This window comes from Vibrio sp. R10-SF1-ISO8, assembly GCF_059833805.1.
This window is the reverse complement of record NZ_JCBDHL010000008.1, coordinates 88,111-109,739: the sequence shown is the minus strand read 5'-3', so window position 1 is coordinate 109,739 and position 21,629 is coordinate 88,111. Positions and strand designations below refer to the sequence as shown.

Annotated in this window: 19 protein-coding genes; 7 read left to right on the top strand and 12 right to left on the bottom strand. The window is 45.3% G+C overall.

Annotation, left to right across the window (positions count from 1 at the left end; translation table 11 throughout):
• Positions 1 to 21: 21 nt before the first annotated feature.
• Positions 22 to 2,205: an ABC transporter permease subunit gene (locus AC6R00_RS04220; protein ID WP_500639426.1), complete on the bottom strand. Its 2,184-nt coding sequence runs from the start codon at positions 2,203 to 2,205 to the stop codon at positions 22 to 24.
• Between the two features lie 195 nt (positions 2,206 to 2,400).
• Here AC6R00_RS04220 and ppk1 point away from each other — a divergent pair, with 195 nt between their 5' ends.
• Positions 2,401 to 4,512, top strand: coding sequence for a polyphosphate kinase 1 (ppk1, locus tag AC6R00_RS04215; RefSeq protein WP_500639425.1), 2,112 nt, complete (start codon positions 2,401 to 2,403; stop codon positions 4,510 to 4,512).
• Complete coding sequence (gene ppx, locus AC6R00_RS04210; protein ID WP_500639424.1) at positions 4,493 to 5,986, top strand: exopolyphosphatase; 1,494 nt, start codon at positions 4,493 to 4,495, stop codon at positions 5,984 to 5,986. Before ppk1 ends, ppx begins: the two co-directional genes overlap by 20 nt.
• Positions 5,987 to 6,030: 44 nt before the next feature.
• Here ppx and AC6R00_RS04205 read toward each other — a convergent pair whose 3' ends face one another.
• The 3 genes from AC6R00_RS04205 to phoB are packed head-to-tail and all read right to left on the bottom strand — an operon-like array spanning position 6,031 to position 8,994.
• The gene (locus AC6R00_RS04205; protein WP_500639423.1) at positions 6,031 to 6,981 is read right to left on the bottom strand and encodes a PstS family phosphate ABC transporter substrate-binding protein; all 951 of its coding nucleotides are present in this window, start codon (positions 6,979 to 6,981) and stop codon (positions 6,031 to 6,033) included.
• Entirely contained in the window at positions 6,981 to 8,279 is a 1,299-nt protein-coding gene (gene phoR / locus AC6R00_RS04200) for a phosphate regulon sensor histidine kinase PhoR (protein WP_004747932.1), read from the bottom strand. The genes AC6R00_RS04205 and phoR overlap by 1 nt, the downstream gene beginning before the upstream one ends.
• 25 nt (positions 8,280 to 8,304) lie before the next feature.
• Complete coding sequence (gene phoB, locus AC6R00_RS04195) at positions 8,305 to 8,994, bottom strand: phosphate regulon transcriptional regulator PhoB (protein WP_004747931.1); 690 nt, start codon at positions 8,992 to 8,994, stop codon at positions 8,305 to 8,307.
• A gap of 217 nt (positions 8,995 to 9,211) precedes the next feature.
• Between phoB and rdgC the strand changes: the two genes are divergently transcribed.
• The 3 genes from rdgC to AC6R00_RS04180 all read left to right on the top strand — a co-directional run bounded on the left by rdgC (position 9,212) and on the right by AC6R00_RS04180 (position 11,942).
• Positions 9,212 to 10,126 (top strand): recombination-associated protein RdgC, encoded by a 915-nt coding sequence (gene rdgC / locus AC6R00_RS04190; RefSeq protein WP_004747930.1) that lies wholly within the window; start codon positions 9,212 to 9,214, stop codon positions 10,124 to 10,126.
• Positions 10,127 to 10,286: 160 nt separating this feature from the next.
• Positions 10,287 to 11,684 (top strand): prephenate-dependent tRNA uridine(34) hydroxylase TrhP, encoded by a 1,398-nt coding sequence (gene trhP, locus AC6R00_RS04185; protein ID WP_500639422.1) that lies wholly within the window; start codon positions 10,287 to 10,289, stop codon positions 11,682 to 11,684.
• A 3-nt stretch (positions 11,685 to 11,687) separates the two neighbouring features.
• Positions 11,688 to 11,942: a YfhL family 4Fe-4S dicluster ferredoxin gene (locus AC6R00_RS04180; RefSeq protein WP_004747928.1), complete on the top strand. Its 255-nt coding sequence runs from the start codon at positions 11,688 to 11,690 to the stop codon at positions 11,940 to 11,942.
• 13 nt (positions 11,943 to 11,955) lie between these two features.
• Here the strand turns inward: AC6R00_RS04180 and mepA are convergent, their stop codons facing one another.
• The gene (gene mepA / locus AC6R00_RS04175; RefSeq protein ID WP_500639576.1) at positions 11,956 to 12,798 is read right to left on the bottom strand and encodes a penicillin-insensitive murein endopeptidase; all 843 of its coding nucleotides are present in this window, start codon (positions 12,796 to 12,798) and stop codon (positions 11,956 to 11,958) included.
• Between the two features lie 43 nt (positions 12,799 to 12,841).
• Positions 12,842 to 13,174: a DUF1904 domain-containing protein gene (locus AC6R00_RS04170; protein WP_171382638.1), complete on the bottom strand. Its 333-nt coding sequence runs from the start codon at positions 13,172 to 13,174 to the stop codon at positions 12,842 to 12,844.
• 195 nt (positions 13,175 to 13,369) lie between these two features.
• On the opposite strand from AC6R00_RS04170, the gene AC6R00_RS04165 reads away from it, so the two are divergent.
• Positions 13,370 to 14,308 carry an ABC transporter substrate-binding protein gene (locus tag AC6R00_RS04165; RefSeq protein ID WP_500639421.1) on the top strand — a complete coding sequence of 313 codons (939 nt, stop codon included), beginning with the start codon at positions 13,370 to 13,372 and terminating at the stop codon, positions 14,306 to 14,308.
• Positions 14,309 to 14,343: 35 nt separating this feature from the next.
• Here the strand turns inward: AC6R00_RS04165 and AC6R00_RS04160 are convergent, their stop codons facing one another.
• The 6 genes from AC6R00_RS04160 to queA all read right to left on the bottom strand — a co-directional run bounded on the left by AC6R00_RS04160 (position 14,344) and on the right by queA (position 20,762).
• The gene (locus AC6R00_RS04160; RefSeq protein WP_500639420.1) at positions 14,344 to 14,865 is read right to left on the bottom strand and encodes a hypothetical protein; all 522 of its coding nucleotides are present in this window, start codon (positions 14,863 to 14,865) and stop codon (positions 14,344 to 14,346) included.
• Positions 14,866 to 14,980: 115 nt separating this feature from the next.
• Positions 14,981 to 15,928: a protein translocase subunit SecF gene (gene secF / locus AC6R00_RS04155; protein ID WP_239851070.1), complete on the bottom strand. Its 948-nt coding sequence runs from the start codon at positions 15,926 to 15,928 to the stop codon at positions 14,981 to 14,983.
• Between the two features lie 9 nt (positions 15,929 to 15,937).
• Positions 15,938 to 17,794, bottom strand: coding sequence for a protein translocase subunit SecD (gene secD / locus AC6R00_RS04150; RefSeq protein ID WP_084656669.1), 1,857 nt, complete (start codon positions 17,792 to 17,794; stop codon positions 15,938 to 15,940).
• A 21-nt stretch (positions 17,795 to 17,815) separates the two neighbouring features.
• Entirely contained in the window at positions 17,816 to 18,145 is a 330-nt protein-coding gene (gene yajC / locus AC6R00_RS04145) for a preprotein translocase subunit YajC (RefSeq protein WP_004747918.1), read from the bottom strand.
• Between the two features lie 174 nt (positions 18,146 to 18,319).
• Positions 18,320 to 19,456 (bottom strand): tRNA guanosine(34) transglycosylase Tgt, encoded by a 1,137-nt coding sequence (gene tgt, locus AC6R00_RS04140; protein ID WP_500639419.1) that lies wholly within the window; start codon positions 19,454 to 19,456, stop codon positions 18,320 to 18,322.
• A gap of 253 nt (positions 19,457 to 19,709) precedes the next feature.
• Positions 19,710 to 20,762, bottom strand: a complete 1,053-nt coding sequence (queA, locus tag AC6R00_RS04135) for a tRNA preQ1(34) S-adenosylmethionine ribosyltransferase-isomerase QueA (protein WP_500639418.1) — start codon at positions 20,760 to 20,762, stop codon at positions 19,710 to 19,712.
• A gap of 411 nt (positions 20,763 to 21,173) precedes the next feature.
• Between queA and AC6R00_RS04130 the strand changes: the two genes are divergently transcribed.
• The gene (locus AC6R00_RS04130) at positions 21,174 to 21,614 is read left to right on the top strand and encodes a CBS domain-containing protein (protein WP_004747910.1); all 441 of its coding nucleotides are present in this window, start codon (positions 21,174 to 21,176) and stop codon (positions 21,612 to 21,614) included.
• Positions 21,615 to 21,629 lie beyond the last annotated feature (15 nt).

Sequence of the window (21,629 nt, the reverse complement as noted above, 5' to 3'; positions counted from 1 at the left end):
AGGTTTCCTAATAAATCTGATTTACAGCGAGCGATACTTAGCGCGTAAACGCTCACGTACCCACTCAGCTAAAGAGTTAACCGCAAAGGTAAACACTAGCAACAACAACGCTGCTAAGAACAAGATTCGATAGTGAGAGCTACCGACTGCTGACTCTGGCATTTCTACCGCAATCGTAGCGGATAGAGTGCGCATCCCTTCAAGGATGTTCCAATCCATAATTGGGGTGTTACCTGTTGCCATTAACACAATCATGGTTTCACCCACCGCACGTCCGAGTCCCATCATAATCGCAGAGAAGATGCCTGGACTGGCTGTCAATAGAACAACATGAATCAGCGTTTGCCATGGCGTCGCCCCTAAAGCGAGTGAACCATCAGACAAATGCTTAGGTACTGAGAAAATAGCATCTTCTGCAATAGTAAAGATCGTGGGGATAACCGCAAATCCCATCGCAAAGCCAACCACTAGCGCATTACGTTGATCAAAATCGATACCGTGTTCAGCTAGATAAACCCTGACATCACCATTAAAGAATAAGGCTTCAATGTTGCCACTCTGCGACAAGATCACCACAGTAATAACCACAATAATTGGCATCAAAATCGCAGCATGCCAACCATTTGAAAGCTGCCCAGACCATTGCTTTGAAGCACTATGCCAAACAAAACCCACCATTATCGTTGATAGTGGTAAAAACAGCATCAGGGCGACGACCGCTGCTAGATGGCTTTCTACAATCGGCGCAAACCATAATCCAGCGAGGAAACCTATGATAACCGTAGGTAGCGCTTCCATCAGTTCAATAGAAGGTTTGACTACCCTGCGCATTTTCGGCGTCATAAAGTAGGCTGTGTAAATGGCACCTAAAACCGCGATAGGAATCGCGAATAGCATGGCGAACGTCGCAGCTTTCAAGGTTCCAAATGCGATTGGGATTAAACTGAACTTAGCTTCAAATTCATCGCTAGCGGACGTGGTTTGCCAAACAAACTCGGGTTCTGGATAACCTTCATACCAAACTTTCTGCCAAAGCGAGGAAAGAGAAACTTCTGGGAACGGGTTATCAATCACTGCGAGATTTAATGTATTGTTATCGACAGCTAATAAATACGATTCGTTATTCGACATCGCCGCTAGCAACGGGGCTTTAGTGTAGGCACGCTCGAACATCACCAACTTTTCACTGGTGGTGTAATGACTTTGAACAGTGCCATTAATATAAAAACTGTAGAACCCTTTACGGTAGGTATCAGGCAATAGGAATTGGAGCTCGGAAGCAAGCTTGAACTGGCGAATATGAGTTAAGTATCGTTCTCCATCTGTCAGAACATCAAACCATTGAGAGACAAGGCCGTCTTGGTGGGTCACCAAAACAGAGTATGCTCCCGGCAACAAATCAATATCGGTAACGGCGTGTTCTGAGCGACCTTGGCTCAAGTCCACTACCTCACGAACCTCAAATCGATTTTCGTTTTTTAGCGCGATGATAAGTTCAGAGCCAGAGCGCAAATACAGCGCGTTTCCATCAGGCGTCAATATTAGTTGTTCTAAATCTGGTAACGGCTCTGCAAAGGTAAAATGGTGGGCTTGATCCTGCTCTAGCCAACGAACTCTGACAAAACCATCATCATACCAACCCGCCAACGCCATACTGTCTTGGGTAGCAAAAGCAAATTTAACTAACTTGTGCTTATCAGTACGTAAATCAAACGGTCGCTTGAGTTCAGTGACACTCGGGGTTAAAACTCTAACGCCTTGATTCATTTCAGAGTCTAAGTTTGGCTTGATGATTTGTACTTGCCCTTCTGGCGTAGCAAAGCCATATAGCCCATCGGATGCCAGTGATTGAGCAAACAAGTCATTAGGCTGACCAATCTGCTGAGATAATACCGGTTGGCGAGTCGGATGCGTGAGTGACCAAAAATCTATCTCGCCTTGTGCTGAAATGACAAAAGCGCTTTCACCCACATCATCCACCCCTAAAGCGATGGGCTGAGAAACTGAAACGGGAACTGAACGAACATTGGGGGTTATCTTCGCATCACTAAACAGTGGCAATACCATCATGGCAAGGTAGACGAAGATCAGAACCAGCGCTGCCAACACACCCACGCCACCAGCAGATACAGCGAGTCGAACTAATCGATCTTTGATTAGTCGCTTTTGATCTCGCTCTCGCAATGAGAATTCTGCTTGGCCCATCTGTTTCTCTTACCTATTTTCGTCCGAGGGTATAATATTTCTATTAGGTGACAATTATATTACAGATCGCAATAAACAACTGAAAACAATGCAATAAAAATTTGCAATAAAACTGTCATCTCAGCACCTTAAGTTGCTATTCATCTGAGAGTTTTCTCAGTAATTTACTTCGTCATTTCGGTTAAAGGTGAGATCATGAGCGCAGAGAAACTCTATATTGAAAAAGAATTAAGTTGGCTCTCTTTCAATGAGCGTGTCTTACAAGAAGCCGCAGATAAAAGCGTACCTATAATCGAAAGGATCCGTTTTCTTGGCATATTTTCCAATAACTTAGATGAGTTTTATAAAGTTCGCTTTGCGGATGTGAAGCGTCGCATCCTGATCAACCAAGAACGTGGGATCAACGATAATTCCAAACACTTGTTAACCAAGATGCAGACCAAAGCGCTAAGACTCAATGAACGTTTTGACGAGCTATACGCAGAGCTTATCCGTGATATGGCAAGGCATAGAATCTTTTTAGTCAATGAAACCCAGCTCAACGAAACTCAACAAAACTGGGTAAAAAAATACTTCCGCAAACAAGTACTGCCTCACATTACCCCATTAATGATGCGTGATGATATTGATGTGCTGCAATTTCTGAAAGATGAATATGCCTACATTGCGGTTAATTTGCGCAGCGGTGAACAAAGTCAATATGCATTGATAGAAGTCCCAACCGATCACCTGCCTCGCTTTGTGATGGTTCCGGAGCAAAAGCGCAAGCATCGCAAAACGATCATCTTACTCGATAATATCATTCGTTATTGCTTAGATGAGTTGTTCAGTGGATTCTTCGAATATGACGAGCTCAACGGCTATGCGATGAAGATGACACGCGATGCTGAATACGATCTTAACTATGAAGTCGAGCATAGCTTAATTGAGCAAATGTCTGAAGGGGTAAACCAACGTTTAACCGCGATGCCTGTAAGGTTTATCTACGAGCGAGAAATGCCGCAAGATATGCTCGACTTTCTGTGCAGAAAACTCAAAGTATCCAATTATGACAGCTTAATTCCAGGCGGTCGTTACCATAATTTTAAAGACTTTATCGACTTTCCTAACGTAGGAAGAGACTACTTAGAAAACAAACCTTTACCACCAATGGCATGCGCCGACTTTTACGGATATGCCAATAAATTTGACGCCATCAAGGCTCAGGACATCTTGTTGCACTACCCCTATCACACTTTTGAGCATATCAGTGAATGGGTACGCCAAGCTTCGTTCGACCCTAAGGTACTGAGTATTAAGATCAATATCTATCGCGTTGCTAAAGACTCACGCCTAATGAACTCGCTAATTGATGCTGTTCACAATGGCAAAGCAGTGACCGTTGTCGTTGAGCTGCAAGCGCGCTTTGATGAAGAGGCGAATATCGAGTGGTCAAAAGTACTCACCGAAGCCGGAGTTCATGTCATATTTGGTGTTCCAAGGCTTAAGATTCACTCCAAACTATTGCTGATTAGCCGACGAGAAAATGACGAGATTGTTCGTTACGCGCACATTGGAACCGGTAATTTTCACGAAAAAAATGCGCGAATCTATACCGACTTTTCTCTGCTTACCGCGGACTCAGAGCTCACCAACGAAGTTCGTGGGGTCTTCAACTACATTGAGAACCCTTATCGGCCGATAAAATTCCACCACTTGATCGTCTCACCGCGCAACTCTCGCAAACAACTCTATCGTTTAATTGACGATGAAATCGCTAACGCAGAACAAGGTCTTAAAGCAGAGCTAACTCTCAAAGCCAATAACTTAGTCGATAAGGGCTTGGTCAATAAACTCTACGAAGCCAGTGGGGCTGGGGTCAACATTCGCATGATCATTCGCGGTATGTGTTCTTTAGTTCCTGGGGTCGAAGGCGTCAGTGACAACATCAAGATCATCAGCATTGTTGATCGATTCTTAGAGCATCCAAGGGTTATGATTACTCACAATAACGGTGACCCACAGGTTTACATTTCTTCAGCAGATTGGATGACGCGTAATATTGACCATCGCATTGAGGTCGCAGTCCCTATTCGTGACGAACGTCTTAAACAGCGCATTATTGATATCATTAACATCCACTTTACCGATACAGTGAAGGCGAGATGGATCGATAAAGAAATGAGTAATAGCTACGTAGCACGCGGAAACCGTAAGAAAGTTCGCTCACAAATTGCTATTTACGACTATCTTAAAAATATAGAAAAACAAACTAAGAATCAGAAACGTAAAGAGCCGTTAATACAACATGACCTCGGACATTCGTGACGTTGCCGCTATAGATTTGGGCTCCAATAGCTTCCATATGGTGGTAGCAAAAGTCATTGACCAAGACTTACAACTTGTCAGTCGCCATAAGCAGCGAGTTCGGCTAGCTGCTGGGCTCGACGCACAAAAAAACCTAGACAATGCCTCTATTGAACGCGGATTAGAATGCCTTGCGATTTTTGCTGAGCGCTTACAAGGCTTTGATCAACAAAACGTTCGTATTGCAGCAACTCACACGCTTCGCCAAGCCAATAATGCACATATCTTTTTGCAGCGCGCTCGGGAGGTCCTCCCTTTTCCGATTGAAATTATTCCCGGCATTGAAGAGGCGCGCTTAATTTACCTTGGTGTGGCTCACACCCAACCCGAATCAGACTCAAAACTAGTGGTCGATATTGGTGGTGGTAGTACCGAAATGATTATTGGCGGTGGCTTTGAGCCAGAACTGATCAACAGTAAACAGATGGGCTGTGTCAGTTACACCAAACGTTTCTTCGCTAACGGTAAACTATCGAAAAAGAATTTCGCTAAAGCCATGCTCGCCGCCGAGCAGAAGATGGAGTCTTTAGCCTATCGCTACAAGAAGAGAGGTTGGGATATTGCTTTTGGTTCATCGGGGACCATCAAAGCGATTCGAGAGGTATTGATTGGGTTAGGTTTCGAGGATGGGCTTATCACTGGCAAACGTCTCGATAAACTCATCAGTGTCTTGTGCGATTGGGAAACAATCGAAGAGATCGAGCTTGGTGGGCTCACCCCAGAGCGCAAACCCGTTTTTGCTGCCGGCGTTGCTATTTTATCCGCGATAGTAAACAGCCTCAAAGTTACTGAGATACACTTTTCAGAGGGCGCATTGCGTGAAGGTCTACTGTTTGAAATGGAAGACAGCTTTAAACGTTCTGATATTCGTATGCGAACCACTGAGAACCTCGCCAATAAACATCTCGTAGACTTAGAGCACGCCGCAAAAATCAAAGGCCAAGCGACCGAATTTTTGCAGCAAGTCCATAAAGATCTCGGCATCAAAAAAAGCTCAGAGCTGTTCGACTTGTTAGAGTGGAGCGCACTGCTACATGAGGTGGGTTTAAGCATCAGCTTACAGGCTTTTCACCGTCACTCCGCTTACATTCTGCGTAATACATACATGCCAGGGTTTAACCGTGAGCAACAACGCGTGTTAGCCATGTTGGTTCGTTTTCAAAGAAAAGCGCTCAAACTGCATGAGATGGAAGAGTTTACCCTGTTTAAGAAGAAACACATCGTCGGTTTGATACGTATCTTGCGCTTGTCGATTTTACTTAATGGTCAGCGTAATGACACGCCTCTCCCTGCGCTGACGCTATCTATTGACGGCGATAAGTGGTCACTCACTTCGCAAGATGAAAACTGGTTGGAATCAAATAAATTGCTCGATGCGGACCTAACCAGTGAGCAAGAATATTGGCTGGCTGCCGGCTGGGAGTTGAGCTTCTAGATGTAAATAGAGCCTCTTAAATGAGGCTCTAGTAAAGTTTACTGTTATTCCGAAATGCCGACTTTCGCTAGCTCTCGTCGAGCGATTTGCGTAGAAATGGGAATGTAGCCATCTTTTGCCACCAAGGCCTGCCCTTGCTTTGAATAGATAAAGCGAATGAACTCTTGCTCGATGGGACTGAGTGGTTTGACTGGGTTCTTGTTTACATAGACGTACAAGTAGCGCGATAGTGGGTACTTGCCAGATAAAATATTCTCTTGGCTCGCTTGTACGTAATCCTCACCTTGTTTCGCTATCGGTAACAGCTTCACTCCCGAAACCTGGTAGCCAACACCGGAGTAGCCAATAGTGTTGATTGCAGAGCTGACAGATTGAACGACAGACGCCGAACCTGGCTGCTCATTGACACTATTTTTAAAATCACCACCACAAAGTGCGTTCTTCTTAAAATAGCCGTAGGTGCCAGAAACGGAATTTCGGCCGAACAACTGCATGCCTCGTTTAGCCCACTGATAGTCTAAACCTAGCTCTGACCAAGTATTGATATGTTGTGTAGAGCCGCAACGTAGTGTTGCTGAGAAAATGCTGTCGAGCTGAGAAAAGTTCAAACCCTTGATTGGATTATCTCGATGAACAAAAATCCCAATAGCATCAATGGCAATTCTTAGCTCAGTCGGCTTGTAACCATGCTCTCTTTCAAATGCCTCAATCTCACGATTTCGCATTGGCCGACTCATAGGACCAAACTGCGCTGTGCGTTCAGTCAGCGCAGGTGGCGCAGTCGAAGAACCTGAAGCCTGAACCTGACCATTAACGCTCGGGTATAGCTCTTTAAATTCCTCAACCCACAAGGTCGTCATACCTGCCAAAGTATCAGAGCCGACACTAGTTAAGCTGCCCGTAATCCCAGACTTTTTCTTATAGTTTGGCAATTCATCCGCCGCAAAAGCAGAGATACAGACACTCAATAACATTGACGCTACGGCTATTCTCATTAACTCACCACTAATCGCGGTGGCAGAATAAACGAGAACTTACTGCCAACATTGACCTCACTTTGAATTTCAAGGTGTGAGTCATGATGACTAAGCGCATGCTTAACAATGGCTAAGCCTAAGCCACTGCCGCCTGTATCGCGAGAGCGAGCTTTATCAACGCGATAGAATCTTTCTGTAAGCCGATGTAAGTGTTGCGGCTCAATACCGTCACCACTGTCTTCCACCTCTAAGTGTGCACCTTGTGCAGACTGATACCAACGAACTCGAATATCTGCCCCTGCCGGAGTATATTTAACTGCGTTGTATACCAAGTTCGATATTGCACTGCGTAGTTGATCATCATCGCCTAATACACGTAAGCTGCTATCAACATCGAACGACAATTTATGTTCGAGCTCACCGCTTAGACTTGCCGCTTCTTTCTCCAGCACTTCAAGCATCGCGGGAACATTGACGACCTCTTCAAGCTCATGCATCGGCGCAGCTTCAATCTTAGATAGCGTCAGCAACTGATTAACCAAACTGTTCATACGATTGAGCTGCTCAGTCATTACGCCATGAGCTTTAGTCCACATTGGGCCAACCACCATATCTGGATCTTCGGTCATTTCAAGGTAACCTTGCAGCACCGTCATTGGCGTTCTTAGCTCATGAGAGACATTGGCGAAGAAGTTACGACGCATCCCTTCCAGCTGTTTAAGCTGAGATACGTCACGCACCACCATCAAGTGCTCGCCTTCTGTGTAGGGTACGATACGCAGTTCAAGCATACGTTCAACATTGAGCGGCGAACGCATCTCAAGTGGTTCAGAAAAGTCTTGCTTGTTGAGGTACTTAATAAAATCCGGCGTACGAATCAGATTCGAAATTGGCTGACCGGAATCATCGGGCCATTTAAAACCAAGTAGGTGCTGGGCAAGTTTGTTGCACCAAACAATATTCCCCTCACCGCGAAACACGACCACGGCATCAGGTAAGGATTCTGCACCATTGCGGAAACGGCGAATTAGGTTGGTTAACTCTTTGCGTTTTTTACGTTGGCGTTGCTGCAAACGGTAAATACCGTTAAACAACGATTCCCAGTTACCGCTACCCGAAGGGGGCGTAAGACGCTTTTCATCCCACAACCATGCAGATAAGCGCATCTGGTTATGTAAATGCCATACAAGCTGCAAAACCGTGGCAGCCAATAGCAACCACGGCATATATCCGAAAATCCAGCCTACAATCACCCAAGGGGTGTAAAAAAAAGCTAGCTCCCAGGCTAGCTTTTTCCAAGTTAACCGTTCTACCACTTACCTCTCCAAATGGTATTGCTTGTTACGCTTTCGTCGAGAATCGGTAGCCTGCACCACGAACTGTCTGAATCAGTTTGTCATGCCCTGCTGCCTCTAGCGCTTTACGCAAGCGACGAATATGTACATCCACTGTGCGGTCTTCAACATAAACGTTGGTTCCCCAAACATTGTTCAGCAGTTGCTCACGGCTATATACGCGCTCTTGATGCGTCATAAAGAAGTGCAGCATTTTGAACTCAGTTGGGCCCATATCTAACGCTTCATCATTAGCCGTAACGCGGTGTGAAACTGGGTCTAGTTTAAGACCTTGAACGTCAATCACGTCTTCTAGCGCGGTTGGTGTCACACGACGAATCACAGCTTTTAAGCGAGCCACCAGCTCTTTAGGTGAGAATGGCTTGGTAATGTAGTCGTCAGCGCCGACTTCAAGTCCACGGACTTTGTCTTCTTCTTCACCGCGAGCCGTTAACATCACAACAGGAATGTTACGTGTCAGCTCTTCACGCTTCATATGTTTAATAAAATTGATACCGCTGCCACCAGGTAGCATCCAATCTAGTAGCACTAGATCTGGGAAGGGTTCAGCCAGTTTAGTTACCGCACTGTCGTAATCTTCCGCTTCCACCGCTTGGTAACCTTTCTGTTCAAGAACAAAGCAAAGCATTTCGCGAATTGGTGCTTCGTCTTCAACAACCAGAATCCTTCTAGACATAATCGCATAACCTTATGTTAATTGAGTTTTCTCATGATTAAGGCAGTTCTGCCGCCTCTTGATGCATAGGCATTATTACTAGCAATTATGACACTTTTGTGACCTTTGAAAACAAATTTTCATATAACTTTCATCCCACTATTGTGTGTTTGCAGTAAGACAAGCGCGACAAAAGTCTTTATGATTGGCTGCTAATTTAAAGGTATAGAGAAAGAGTATGTGGTTTAAAAACTGTCTGGTATATCGTTTTAACCGTGAAATCGAGTTCAACGCAGATCAGCTTGAGAAACAATTGGCTGAGTTTCGTTTTACCCCGTGTGGCAGCCAAGATAAGCAGAAATTTGGCTGGGTTACCGCCATGGGCAAGCATGGTGACATGATGACTCACGTCTCTGAAAACCGCATCCTTATCTGCGCTAAGAAAGAAGAAAAAATGCTACCTGCGTCAGTCATCAAAGATTCTTTGAATGCCAAGGTAGAGGCTCTTGAAGCGCAAGAAGGTCGCCCTCTTAAAAAGAAAGAAAAAGATAACCTCAAAGAAGATATTGTGATGGATTTGCTTCCGCGCGCCTTTAGCCGTAGCAACCACACTTATGTCCTTATCCTGCCTAAAGAAGGTTTTATCTTAGTCGATGCGAGCAGCTTCAAAAAAGCGGAAGATGTTTTAGCCCTACTACGTAAGACGATGGGCAGCTTACCTGTGGTTCCTGCTATCCCAGAGAAAGCGGTAGAAACAACCCTTACTGAGTGGGTGAAAACGGGTGAGACGCCGGTTGGCATTCAAATGCTTGATGAAGCCGAGCTAAAATCAGTGCTTGAAGAAGGCGGTGTGATTCGCTGTAAGAAGCAAGAGCTGACAGCAGACGAGATCCGTAGCCATATTGATGCTGATAAAGTCGTGACAAAACTGGCCTTATGGTGGCAAGAGCGTATCGAGTTTATCTTAGCTGAAGATGGTAGCATCAAACGCTTGAAGTTCTCTGATGAGCTTAAAGACCAAAATGATGATATTCCACGTGAAGATCAAGCAGCGCGCTTTGACGCTGATTTCTCTCTACTGTGTGGCGAGCTAAGCGCATTCCTACCTAACCTGTACGAATGCTTGGGTGGTTTACCTCACCCTAACGCTTAATACCTCCTAGGTGCTCGACCTATTCGGGCACCTTTTGCATTTCCCCAACTTAGTTATGGACTTTTTCCTAGTCACAGGTCACATTTTGGCGTAAAATTTGCGCCCCCGATCCCATCTGGTGGAATCGGCCTGACTTGAGATCAGATTAAGAGAATTACACATGACTGAGAAAGCATTCGTACCTGAGCTACTGTCACCAGCAGGTAGCCTGAAAAACATGCGTTACGCATTTGCCTACGGCGCAGACGCGGTATACGCAGGCCAACCTCGTTACAGCCTTCGCGTACGTAACAACGAGTTCAACCACGAAAACCTAAAGATAGGTATTGATGAAGCTCATGCCCTTGGCAAAAAGCTTTACGTGGTTTGTAACATCCAACCGCACAACTCTAAGCTAAAAACCTTCATCCGCGACCTTAGACCTGTGGTTGAAATGGGCCCAGACGCACTAATAATGTCTGACCCTGGTTTAATCATGATGGTTCGTGAAGCCTTCCCTGAAATGCCAATTCACCTGTCGGTACAGGCGAACGCGGTAAACTGGGCAACAGTGAAATTCTGGGCGGCAAACGGCGTTGAGCGCGTGATTGTTTCTCGTGAGCTTTCTCTGGAAGAGATCGAAGAAATTCGCGAGCACTGTCCTGAAACTGAACTCGAAGTGTTCGTTCACGGTGCTCTATGTATGGCTTACTCTGGTCGTTGCCTACTTTCTGGCTACATCAACAAACGTGACCCTAACCAAGGCACATGTACCAATGCATGTCGTTGGGAATACAAGGTTGAAGAAGGCAAAGAAAACGACACTGGCGACATCGTTGAGAAGTTCGACCCAGCACAAGCGCAAGCAGTTGAAGTTCAAGACGAGCGTCCTGAAACGACAATCGGTCGTGGTAAGCCAACTGATGAAGTAGTTCTGCTTTCTGAAGCACACCGTCCAGAAGAGAAGATGGCAGCTTACGAAGATGAGCACGGCACTTACATCATGAACTCAAAAGACTTGCGTGCAATCCAACACGTTGAGCGCTTGACTAAGATGGGTGTTCACTCACTCAAGATTGAAGGCCGTACTAAGTCTTTCTACTACTGTGCTCGTACAGCGCAAGTTTACCGTAAAGCGATCGATGATGCGGTAGCAGGCAAGCCATTTGATGAGAGCCTGATGACCACTCTAGAAAGCCTAGCTCACCGTGGCTACACAGAAGGCTTCCTACGCCGTCACACTCATGACGCTTACCAAAACTACGACTACGGTTACTCAGTTTCTGACGCTCAGCAGTTTGTCGGTGAATTCACAGGCAAGCGCCGTGGTGACCTTGCTGAAGTTGAAGTGAAAAACAAATTCGTTGTTGGTGATAGCCTTGAGCTCATGACGCCAAAAGGCAACGTGATCTTCACACTTGAAGCAATGGAAAACCGCAAGTCTGAAAAAATTGAGGACGCTAAAGGAAACGGCCACTTCGTATTCATTCCAGTTCCAGAAGATATGGATCTAGAGTACGGCCTATTAATGCGTAACCTAAACTCAGGTCAGGATACCCGTAACCCAACTGGTAAATAAACAATGGCGTTACTGATTACCGACAAGTGCATTAACTGCGATATGTGTGACCCAGAGTGCCCAAACGGCGCAATTACTATGGGTGATACTATCTTTGAGATCGATCCAGATCTCTGCACTGAGTGTAAAGGTCACTATGAAAAGCCAACATGTCAGTCTGTGTGTCCAATAACTAAATGCATCATCACAGATCCAAACCACGTTGAAACCGATGAAGAACTGCTCGAAAAGTTCGTCATTATTCAAGGTTTAGCTTAATTGAAAACGCCGCTCATCGAGCGGCGTTTTTGTTGAGTAGTTGCTGACACTGTTGGTGCATCACTTTAGCTGGTTTCTTTTTCGGTTTGCTATTCGAAACTTTGGGAACGGCGGGTTTAGGTTGAGGTTTCCAACTCGCTAACTCAGCACCACACCCATCCCCAAAGGGCGGCGAAGCTTGAGGCTTACAATCAGTACTTCCTTCGGGGCACTGCAATCGTACGTGCATATGATAGTGATGCCCCCACCAAGGGCGAACCTTACGCAGCCACTCTCTATCACTTTCACCTTCACTAGAACACAACTTTTCTTTAATCACAGGGTGAACAAATATCCGTGCTACCTGTTCATCACTGGCCGCCATTTTGATCAGCTGAAAATGGCGACTGTCCCAGCTTTTCTTTAACAATTGATACTGTTTTAGATTCACCACACTAACAGGCGTTGGCTGTTCTAGATCTGTTGGCGACAGCGGAGAGTCAGCCAAGCGCAGCCAAATATCAATATCAAGGCCAGTTTGATGACTAGAATGACCGCTAGAAAAACGCCCACCTTGTGGCAAAGACATATCACCAATCAGTAGCCTGGTATTGAGCTTATCTTTGGTCAGGCTAGCCAGTCTCTGAATGAAACTCACTGCATTAGGGTGACCATAGTAGCGCACTCTTTGGCTGCGGATAACTTGATAGCCCTCCCCTTCGAGCGGTAAAGCAGCTGCACCCGCTAAACAGCCGTTAGCATAGCTGCCAATGGCTTGAGGAGCTTGCTGTGAAGGGGTTTGAATCTGCTCCCAGGGAGTCGTATAAGCGGTCACTGGAATCAAGCCCAGTAAGGATAAGAGCGCAGCTTTCGTCATTGCGATGTTGTTTCTCATCCTTACCTCACTCATTTATGCTCTTTTAATAGTGCTGACCATTATCATAGTAGCCACTTGCATCCAGTGCTGTGAAGATTACCGCGACATCGACATCTTCACCGATCATGCCACGTACTTGATGCGTAATGATCTTAGCCACTTCATCTTGTGTCTCTTGCCCACGGTTGAACCACAATACTTCGACAAACGGATACGCTTGGTTGACTTCACCTTCATGATAAAAAGTGCTGTAGATGTACTCAAAAGTAAAATCCTCACGCGGACAGTCCATATGTGGCTGTAGCTCATCGATCAGCGATTTTGATAGTGTCTGGACCGTTTGCGGCTCTACTGCTCTAAAACGTAAATGTGGCATTACTTGCTTCCTATTATTTTATTTTTATTCATCATAACAAGTTATTCATTAATGTCTCTCTAAATGATCACCCTATGTTTCAGTCTCGTATTTCTCTTCAATAGTGCAATTACTACTTACTTGACCATTAGCACTATGCTTAGTGATAGAAGATAGAAAACACCGTGTCTTCAGTTTTTAAGGGAGTATTTCTTGATGGTCAGAGGATTACGTCGATTAATGGTACTGTGCTTGATCAGTTTCAGTTCTAATAGCTTATCTCAAGATTGTATTGGCGTGGTTCCTGCTGGTTCAGTTCATGACTTTTGGATGTCAGTGAAAGCAGGCAGTGAAAAAGCAGCGCAAGAGCTAGGGTTAGCCATTTATTTTCGCGGTCCAAAGGACGAATCCGACATTGATGCTCAGCGTATGATCATTGACCAAGTGGTAAAAAATAGATGTATCGGTCTATTGCTCGCTCCCAACTCTGCAGACAGAGCAGACGACGTTGCACGGCTCAAACAACTCAACATTCCAACCGTCTATATAGATAGAGATGCAGGGATTTCAGATGTCATAAGTGTTATTGCGACGGATAACTATCACGCCGGTTTTCTAGCCGGGAAAAAAATGGCGAAAAGACTTGGCAATCAAGGTAAGGTCGCGCTGTTAAGAATGGAAAAAGGCGTGGTATCAACAGACGACCGTGAGCAAGGCTTTGAAGATGGCGCAACATCGTCTGGGTTAATGATTGTTGAAGACCGTTACTTAGGACTAAAGATTGGTGACGCGCGCAAAAATGCCAAAGAAATCCTTGCCGGCAAAATCCAACAACTTGATGGTATCTTCACACCGAATGAATCCACAACTGTCGCTGTGTTAATCGCTTTAGGATCACTCAAAACACCGACAGATTTAGTTCACATTGGCTTCGACTCAAACAAAATTCTTGTAGAGGCTCTATCGGATGGTCGAATTTATGGACTCGTAATACAACAACCCTATGAGATGGGCTATCGAGGTGTTTACGCTTTGTATCAGACTTTTCTCGGTAATCCTTTTCCTAAAAACATTCCGACAGATAGTATCTTCGCCACTCAAGCGAATATGGACCAACCTAAGGTACGTAAAGCACTGTTAATGAAGTACCGATAAGAAAACGGTTGTTAAGACAACTCCAGCTTTGCAAATCAGTTTTCACTTGGTTGAATGCGACGCTGAGTAAGTGTCAACGAGACTAACTCACCATCACTTTTTAGCTGGGTATGCCAAACTCGACTTTGCCAATCAAGTGTCCGTTCAGCGCTAGAGGGGTAGCGATTAAGAAACAGAATTAGAGCCCTGTCCGCTTCAGCAAGCGACGACTCTTTTACCGCTGAGGCAACATCAAACTCTACCCCTTCAATCTTTACTCTAAGCAGTTCAAAGCCATCTTGGCGCAGGTGCAGTTGTAATTGAGAAAGTAAGTGAGGTGAGTATTCCGCAAACAACTCGATAGTAAGGCTCTGCTCGGTAACTTGCGCTTCGGCAATAAAGCTCTCTCGATAGTAATACAGCTCCTCCGCACACCAACGTTGCTCCTCACAGTGCATCCACGATGATTGAATCGTCGCTTTCAACTCATCGCCCGTATCCTCTGATATGACTAAGGTGTTCGCCGATAATGTTGAACTCAGCAGTACAGAGATAAAAAAAGCGAAACAACGGTTCATTGGTTTTCCTTATACCAATCGGATGAAAGAGGTGATCAGATAGTTATTCTGGTTTGTATTAAAACAATAAAGCCGCTGAGATTCAGCGGCTTTCGTATAGCGAGTTTGATGTGCCTTATGGCATCTCGTCGAACTCTGCACCTTCTTTTTCTACTTGAGGTGGCATTAGGTGTTCTTTGGTAATACCCAGTTTCAATGCTAGCGCCGAAGCCACGTAGATTGATGAGTAAGTACCTACCGTAATACCCAATAGAAGTGCGGTCGCGAAGCCGTGAATCATAGCACCACCCTGGGTAAACAGAGCGATAACTACGAACAAGGTTGTACCTGAAGTAATCAATGTACGACTCAATGTTTGTGTAATTGAGTTGTTCATGATCTCAGCAGGCTCGCCTTTACGCATCTTACGGAAGTTTTCCCTGATACGGTCGAATACAACGATGGTATCGTTGAGCGAGTAACCAACAACGGTTAATAGCGCCGCGACGATCGTCAGGTCAACTTCGATTTGTAGCAGTGAGAAGATACCTAGCGTAATGATAACGTCATGAGTCAGGGCCATTACCGCACCCGCTGCCAAACGCCACTCAAAACGCACCGATACGTAGATCAAGATACAAATAAGGGAAACAAGGATCGCCAGACCACCCGCTTCTGTTAGCTCATCACCGACGTTCGGACCAACGAACTCGATACGACGCATCTCAACGCTTTCACCTGTACCATCTTTGATAGCATCTAGGATTTGGTTACCCAGTGTTTCACCGGCAACATCTTCACGTGGACGCAGACGTACCATAACGTCACGAGCACTACCAAAGTTCTGTACTGTCGCATCACCGAAGCCTTTCGCTTCTAGAGCACTACGAATATCTTCAAGGTTAGCTGGTTGCTCAAAACCGACTTCGATCAAGGTACCGCCAGTAAAGTCTAGACCCCAGTTCAACCACTTGGTTGATAGAGTAAAGATTGACGCACCAATCATTAGGATTGAGAAAACAAATGCCAGCTTTGACCAACGCATAAAGTCGATCGTTCTTTCTGTTTTCAATAACTGAAACATAATACTTCCCTAGATCGACAATTTTTTGATTCGTTTACCGCCGTACAATAGGTTCACGATACAACGTGTACCAATGATGGCTGTAAACATTGAGGTCAAGATACCGATAGATAGCGTTACTGCGAAACCTTTAATCGCACCTGTACCGACTGCAAATAGTATAATCGCAGTGATAAGGGTTGTGATGTTCGCATCGGCAATGGTACTGAATGCATTAGCGTAACCTTGGTGAATCGCTTGTTGAGGGTTACGACCTTCACGTAGCTCTTCACGAATACGTTCAAAGATAAGTACGTTGGCATCAACCGCCATACCCACCGTTAGAACGATACCGGCAATACCGGGTAGCGTCATCGTCGCACCAGGGATCATCGACATAATACCGATGATAAGTACGATGTTAGCAATCAAGGCACAGTTAGCAAAAATACCAAACTTACGGTAGTAAACCAGACAGAAAAGCATCACCGCAACCAGACCAAAGATACACGCTTGAATACCCATATCGATGTTCTGCTGACCCATAGAAGGACCAATGGTACGTTCTTCAACGATAGAGATTGGCGCAATCAGAGCACCTGCGCGTAGTAGAAGCGCGAGGTTATGTGCTTCTGAAGCTGAATCAATACCTGTGATACGGAAGTTACGACCAAGAGCAGATTGAATCGTTGCTTGGTTGATCACTTCTTCATGCTTAGTCAGAATCACTCGACCATCAGGCGTTTTACGGCCGCTATCTTTGTACTCTGCAAACACGGTAGCCATTAGCTTACCAATGTTCTTTTTCGAGAACGCAGACATCTTGTTACCACCTTCGCTATCTAGCGAGATGTTAACTTGCGGACGACCATATTCATCAACACTTGAGCTTGCATCCGTAATGCTTGAACCACCTAGAATGACGCGCTTTTTAAGCACAACTGGGCGACCATCACGGTCTTGCTTGATCTCACTGCCTGCTGGCGCACGGCCATTTGCTGCAGCTGCTAGATCCGCTTTCGAATCCACTTCACGGAACTCAAGCGTCGCTGTCGCACCAAGAATTTCTTTAGCGCGCGCAGTGTCTTGCACACCCGGAAGCTCAACAACAATGCGGCTTGCGCCTTGGCGTTGTACAAGCGGCTCAGCAACACCTAGTTCGTTTACACGATTACGTAGGATGGTGATGTTCTGCTCAACAGCGTAGTTACGAATTTCAGTTAGGCGTTGCTCAGTAAAGGTTGCGGTTAACGCGTAGCGGCCATCAGAGTCTGATTCAGTGAAGATCATATCTGGGTGGTTTTGCTTTAGAATGCGCTCAGCATCCGCTAACTGTTCTTCGTTACGAAGCAGTACTTCAACGGCATCTTTACCTGAAGGGCGAATAGCACGGTAACGAATTTTCTCTTCACGAAGTTCGCTGCGGAAAGCTTCTTCTTGCTGACCAACTAGCTTTTCCATTGCAGCGTCCATATCCACTTCCATCAAGAAGTGAACACCACCACGCAGGTCAAGACCAAGCTTCATTGGTGCAGCACCAATAGACTCTAGCCAGTCTGGTGTTGCAGGAGCAAGGTTAAGAGCAACAATTTTATCGCTGCCAAGCGCTTCGTTGATAATATCGCGAGCACTGATTTGCGTGTCAGTGTCGTTAAAACGTACGAGAATAGATCCATTTTCGAGAGCAATGGATTTATGAGATAAGCCCTGTTCATCAAGAGCTTTAGTGACAGAATCCAGCGTTGACATATCTACAGAGGCGCCACGCGCCCCTGTAACTTGAATAGCCGGATCTTCACCGTAGATATTTGGAAGTGCATACAATGCAGCAATGGCGATGGCAAACACCACCATTAGGTACTTCCACATAGGATAGCGGTTTAGCACAGCGAGGATCCTCTAGCTGTTTTATAGAGACTTAAGCGTACCTTTTGGTAGCACTGCAGTAACGAAATCTTTCTTGATCACAACTTCGTTATTTGTGTTCAGCTCGATAGAGATGTAGTCGTTGTCTTCTGCGATTTTAGTAATTTTACCTACTAGACCACCGCTTGTTAGAACTTCATCACCTTTGCCCATCGAAGACATTAGGCTCTTGTGCTCTTTTACACGCTTAGCTTGTGGACGGTAGATCATGAAGTAGAAGATCACCGCGAACATACCTAGCATGATTAGCATTTCAAAACCGCCGCCTGCTGGAGCGCCTTCTGCTGCTGCGTGAGCTTGAGAAATAAACATTAAAAAGTCCTCTATTATTTTTTATTAATATCCAAGTTGGGCTTTCGCATTTTAGTTTCAAGTCTGAGAGTGACTAATAGAGATCGCTCTCTCAAAAATAACCTGCGTTCGCCTACTTTATTAGCAAAAGCCTCTGGCACAATGCCAAAGGCTTTAATTTTTTAAATCGGTCAATTACTGCTCTTTTGCTAGTGGTGGTACTTCACGACCACGACGCTCATAGAACTCAGTAACAAACTCATCGAAACGATCTTCATCAATCGCTTTACGAATACTTTCCATTAGACGCTGGTAGTAGCGCAGGTTGTGAATCGTGTTTAGGCGAGCACCTAAAATTTCGTTACAACGCTCTAAGTGGTGAAGGTACGACTTGCTGTAGTTCTGACAAGTGTAACAGTCACAGTGTGGATCTAATGGCGTTGTATCTGTTTTATGTTTCGCATTACGGATCTTGATCACACCACCAGTCACAAATAGGTGGCCGTTACGTGCGTTACGCGTTGGCATTACACAGTCAAACATGTCGATACCGCGACGTACACCTTCTACTAAATCTTCTGGTTTGCCAACACCCATTAGGTAACGAGGTTTGTCTTCCGGAAGTTGTGGACAAGTGTGCTCAAGAATGCGGTGCATGTCTTCTTTAGGCTCACCGACTGCAAGGCCGCCAACCGCATAACCGTCAAAACCGATATCCGTTAGACCTTTAACCGATACATCACGCAAGTCTTCATAAACACCGCCCTGAACGATACCAAATAGGTTGTTCGGGTTTTCTAGCTTATCGAAGTGGTCGCGTGAACGTTGTGCCCAACGCAGTGACATCTCCATCGATTTTTTCGCTTCTTCGTGTGTCGCTGGGTATGGCGTACACTCGTCGAAAATCATCACGATGTCTGAACCTAGGTCTTTTTGGATTTCCATCGACTTTTCAGCGTCCATGAAAATCTTGTCACCGTTTACAGGGTTACGGAAATGTACGCCTTGCTCTGTGATGGTACGCATTTTACCTAGACTGAATACCTGGAAACCGCCTGAATCGGTAAGAATAGGACCGTGCCAGTTCATAAAATCGTGCAGGTCACCGTGCATTTTCATCACTTCTTGACCCGGGCGTAACCATAGGTGGAAAGTGTTACCAAGAAGAATTTCAGCACCCGTGCCTTTTACTTCTTCTGGCGTCATGCCTTTCACAGTACCGTACGTACCTACTGGCATAAATGCAGGGGTTTGAACTGTGCCACGTTCGAAGGTCAGTTGACCACGACGTGCAACACCGTCTTTTTTCTTAAGATCGAATTTTAACTTCACGAAGCCTCCGGTTGTCAGAGAAACAGTCTGACATTAAGTTCAGAGCTTTAAGCTCTATGAGGAGCGGTCGCTTTCCATGCGAGATACAAACCAATTTTTTAGTATGCGTCCTAGCCTACTGCTAGCACTCGTAAACAATAAATTATAAAAAAGCTTACTAGCAAAATATTACGCTTTAAGAGCAAGAAAAAAGCGCGGAGCTTACGGATGTAAGTGAGCACTTTTGACGCTGCTATTGAAGCGTAAGATACAGCTAGTCAGTTTTTTTCTTGATGAACATTGAATCGCCATATGAGAAGAAACGGTAGTTATTCTCTACAGCATGTTTATAAGCGTTCATCGTATTTTCATAACCAGCAAATGCACTCACCAACATAATCAGTGTCGACTCTGGCAAGTGGAAGTTAGTGATTAAACAATCGACTAACTGGTACTCATAACCTGGATAGATAAAGATTTCAGTGTCACCAAAGAAAGGAACGAGCTCAGTGCCTTTCTTGATTGCATCTTGCGCAGCACTTTCTAGCGAGCGAACGGATGTGGTGCCTACCGCGATGATGCGACCGCCACGCGCTTTGGCAACGTTGATCGCCTCTACCACCTGTTGCGGTACTTCAACATATTCCGCATGCATATGGTGATCGTTGATGTTATCGACTTTTACTGGCTGGAACGTACCCGCGCCAACGTGAAGTGTCACGTAAGCGAGCTCTGCACCTTTTGCTTTGATTTTTTCGATTAAAGGCTCATCAAAGTGCAAACCTGCTGTTGGCGCCGCAACAGCACCCGGTTTTTCATTGTAAACCGTTTGGTAACGCTCTTTATCTGAATCTTCGTCAGGGCGGTCAATATATGGTGGAAGAGGCATATGACCAATCTCTTCCAATACCGTCAACACGTTCTGGTCAGAATTAAATTTCAGTTCAAACAGTGCATCATGGCGTGCCACCATTTGTGCCGAATACTCGTCGTTCTCACCAATAAAAATGGTTGAACCCGGCTTAGGAGATTTAGAACAGCGCACGTGGGCCAGAATGCTCTTTTCATCCAGCACTCGCTCAACAAGCACCTCAAGCTTACCGCCGGATTCTTTACGACCAAACAGTCGTGCTGGAATCACGCGCGTGTTATTGAAAACCACTAGGTCACCCGCTTGTACTTGATCCAGTACGTCGGTGAAGGTGCCATCATTAAGCTCACCGCTATTTCCATCAAGTTGAAGCAGACGGCTAGCAGTACGTTCAGGCTGAGGGTAACGAGCAATCAGCTCATCAGGTAAGTCAAAGTGGAAATCAGATACTTGCATGTTACTAAATCTTTTGTCGTGGTTTATCTTGTCGTGATGGAAGTCGAACTGATTCTGTCACAAACAGACGACGAGTTTTTCGCAGCCGACTAGTATATTCTGCGCACGCGCAATAGCAAGGAAAGAGATGTGAATTATTGTAATCAGATTCGAATTTCGTGCGAATGAAAACGCTTTGTAGGCAATGCTTCTGAGTCGTTGCTGGAAGCTGTTCATATTTCGCTGCAGCTTTTTCTAAAAATCGGAATAAAAACCCAACTAGCTCTCAATATCCAGTCGCAAAAGTTACTATATTAAAGGTATACCTAAGTAGCTTTCGTCGATATCGACAGTGGGTAGATGACAAAGATTAGAGGTACTGCCAAAGCAAAGGTTACTTAGTTATAAACAACAATAACTCAGGAGGCAGCCATGATTAAAATCGAAGACATGATGACGCGTAATCCGCATACCTTGCTACGCTCACATAACCTTGCCGATGCAAAACACACCATGGAAGCACTAGATATTCGCCATGTTCCTATCGTCGACGCGAACAAGTGTTTGCTTGGCGTGGTTTCTCAACGTGACGTATTGGCCGCTCAAGAATCGAGCTTGCAAAAAATTCCAGAAAATCAATCTTTCACTCTCGATACACCGCTATATGAAGTCATGAAAACGGGTGTCATGACCGTTTCTCCACAAGCAGGATTAAAAGAGAGTGCGATCTACATGCAGAAACATAAGGTAGGCTGCTTACCCGTAGTAGAAAAAGGCCACTTAGTCGGAATTATCACTGACAGCGATTTTGTTGCTATCGCTATCAACTTACTTGAGCTTCAAGAAGAAGTTGAACCAGAAGAAGTAGAATAAAAAAAGAGCGGTCTG

Bases quoted from the DNA above. Each gene is read 5' to 3' on its own strand.
- AC6R00_RS04220 (WP_500639426.1), bottom strand. From the start codon at position 2,205: ATGGGCCAAGCAGAATTCTCATTGCGAGAGCGAGATCAAAAGCGACTA.
- ppk1 (WP_500639425.1), top strand. From the start codon at position 2,401: ATGAGCGCAGAGAAACTCTATATTGAAAAAGAATTAAGTTGGCTCTCT.
- ppx (WP_500639424.1), top strand. From the start codon at position 4,493: ATGACCTCGGACATTCGTGACGTTGCCGCTATAGATTTGGGCTCCAAT.
- AC6R00_RS04205 (WP_500639423.1), bottom strand. From the start codon at position 6,981: ATGAGAATAGCCGTAGCGTCAATGTTATTGAGTGTCTGTATCTCTGCT.
- phoB (WP_004747931.1), bottom strand. From the start codon at position 8,994: ATGTCTAGAAGGATTCTGGTTGTTGAAGACGAAGCACCAATTCGCGAA.
- rdgC (WP_004747930.1), top strand. From the start codon at position 9,212: ATGTGGTTTAAAAACTGTCTGGTATATCGTTTTAACCGTGAAATCGAG.
- trhP (WP_500639422.1), top strand. From the start codon at position 10,287: ATGACTGAGAAAGCATTCGTACCTGAGCTACTGTCACCAGCAGGTAGC.
- AC6R00_RS04180 (WP_004747928.1), top strand. From the start codon at position 11,688: ATGGCGTTACTGATTACCGACAAGTGCATTAACTGCGATATGTGTGAC.
- mepA (WP_500639576.1), bottom strand. From the start codon at position 12,798: ATGACGAAAGCTGCGCTCTTATCCTTACTGGGCTTGATTCCAGTGACC.
- AC6R00_RS04170 (WP_171382638.1), bottom strand. From the start codon at position 13,174: ATGCCACATTTACGTTTTAGAGCAGTAGAGCCGCAAACGGTCCAGACA.
- AC6R00_RS04165 (WP_500639421.1), top strand. From the start codon at position 13,370: ATGGTCAGAGGATTACGTCGATTAATGGTACTGTGCTTGATCAGTTTC.
- AC6R00_RS04160 (WP_500639420.1), bottom strand. From the start codon at position 14,865: ATGAACCGTTGTTTCGCTTTTTTTATCTCTGTACTGCTGAGTTCAACA.
- secF (WP_239851070.1), bottom strand. From the start codon at position 15,928: ATGTTTCAGTTATTGAAAACAGAAAGAACGATCGACTTTATGCGTTGG.
- yajC (WP_004747918.1), bottom strand. From the start codon at position 18,145: ATGTTTATTTCTCAAGCTCACGCAGCAGCAGAAGGCGCTCCAGCAGGC.
- queA (WP_500639418.1), bottom strand. From the start codon at position 20,762: ATGCAAGTATCTGATTTCCACTTTGACTTACCTGATGAGCTGATTGCT.
- AC6R00_RS04130 (WP_004747910.1), top strand. From the start codon at position 21,174: ATGATTAAAATCGAAGACATGATGACGCGTAATCCGCATACCTTGCTA.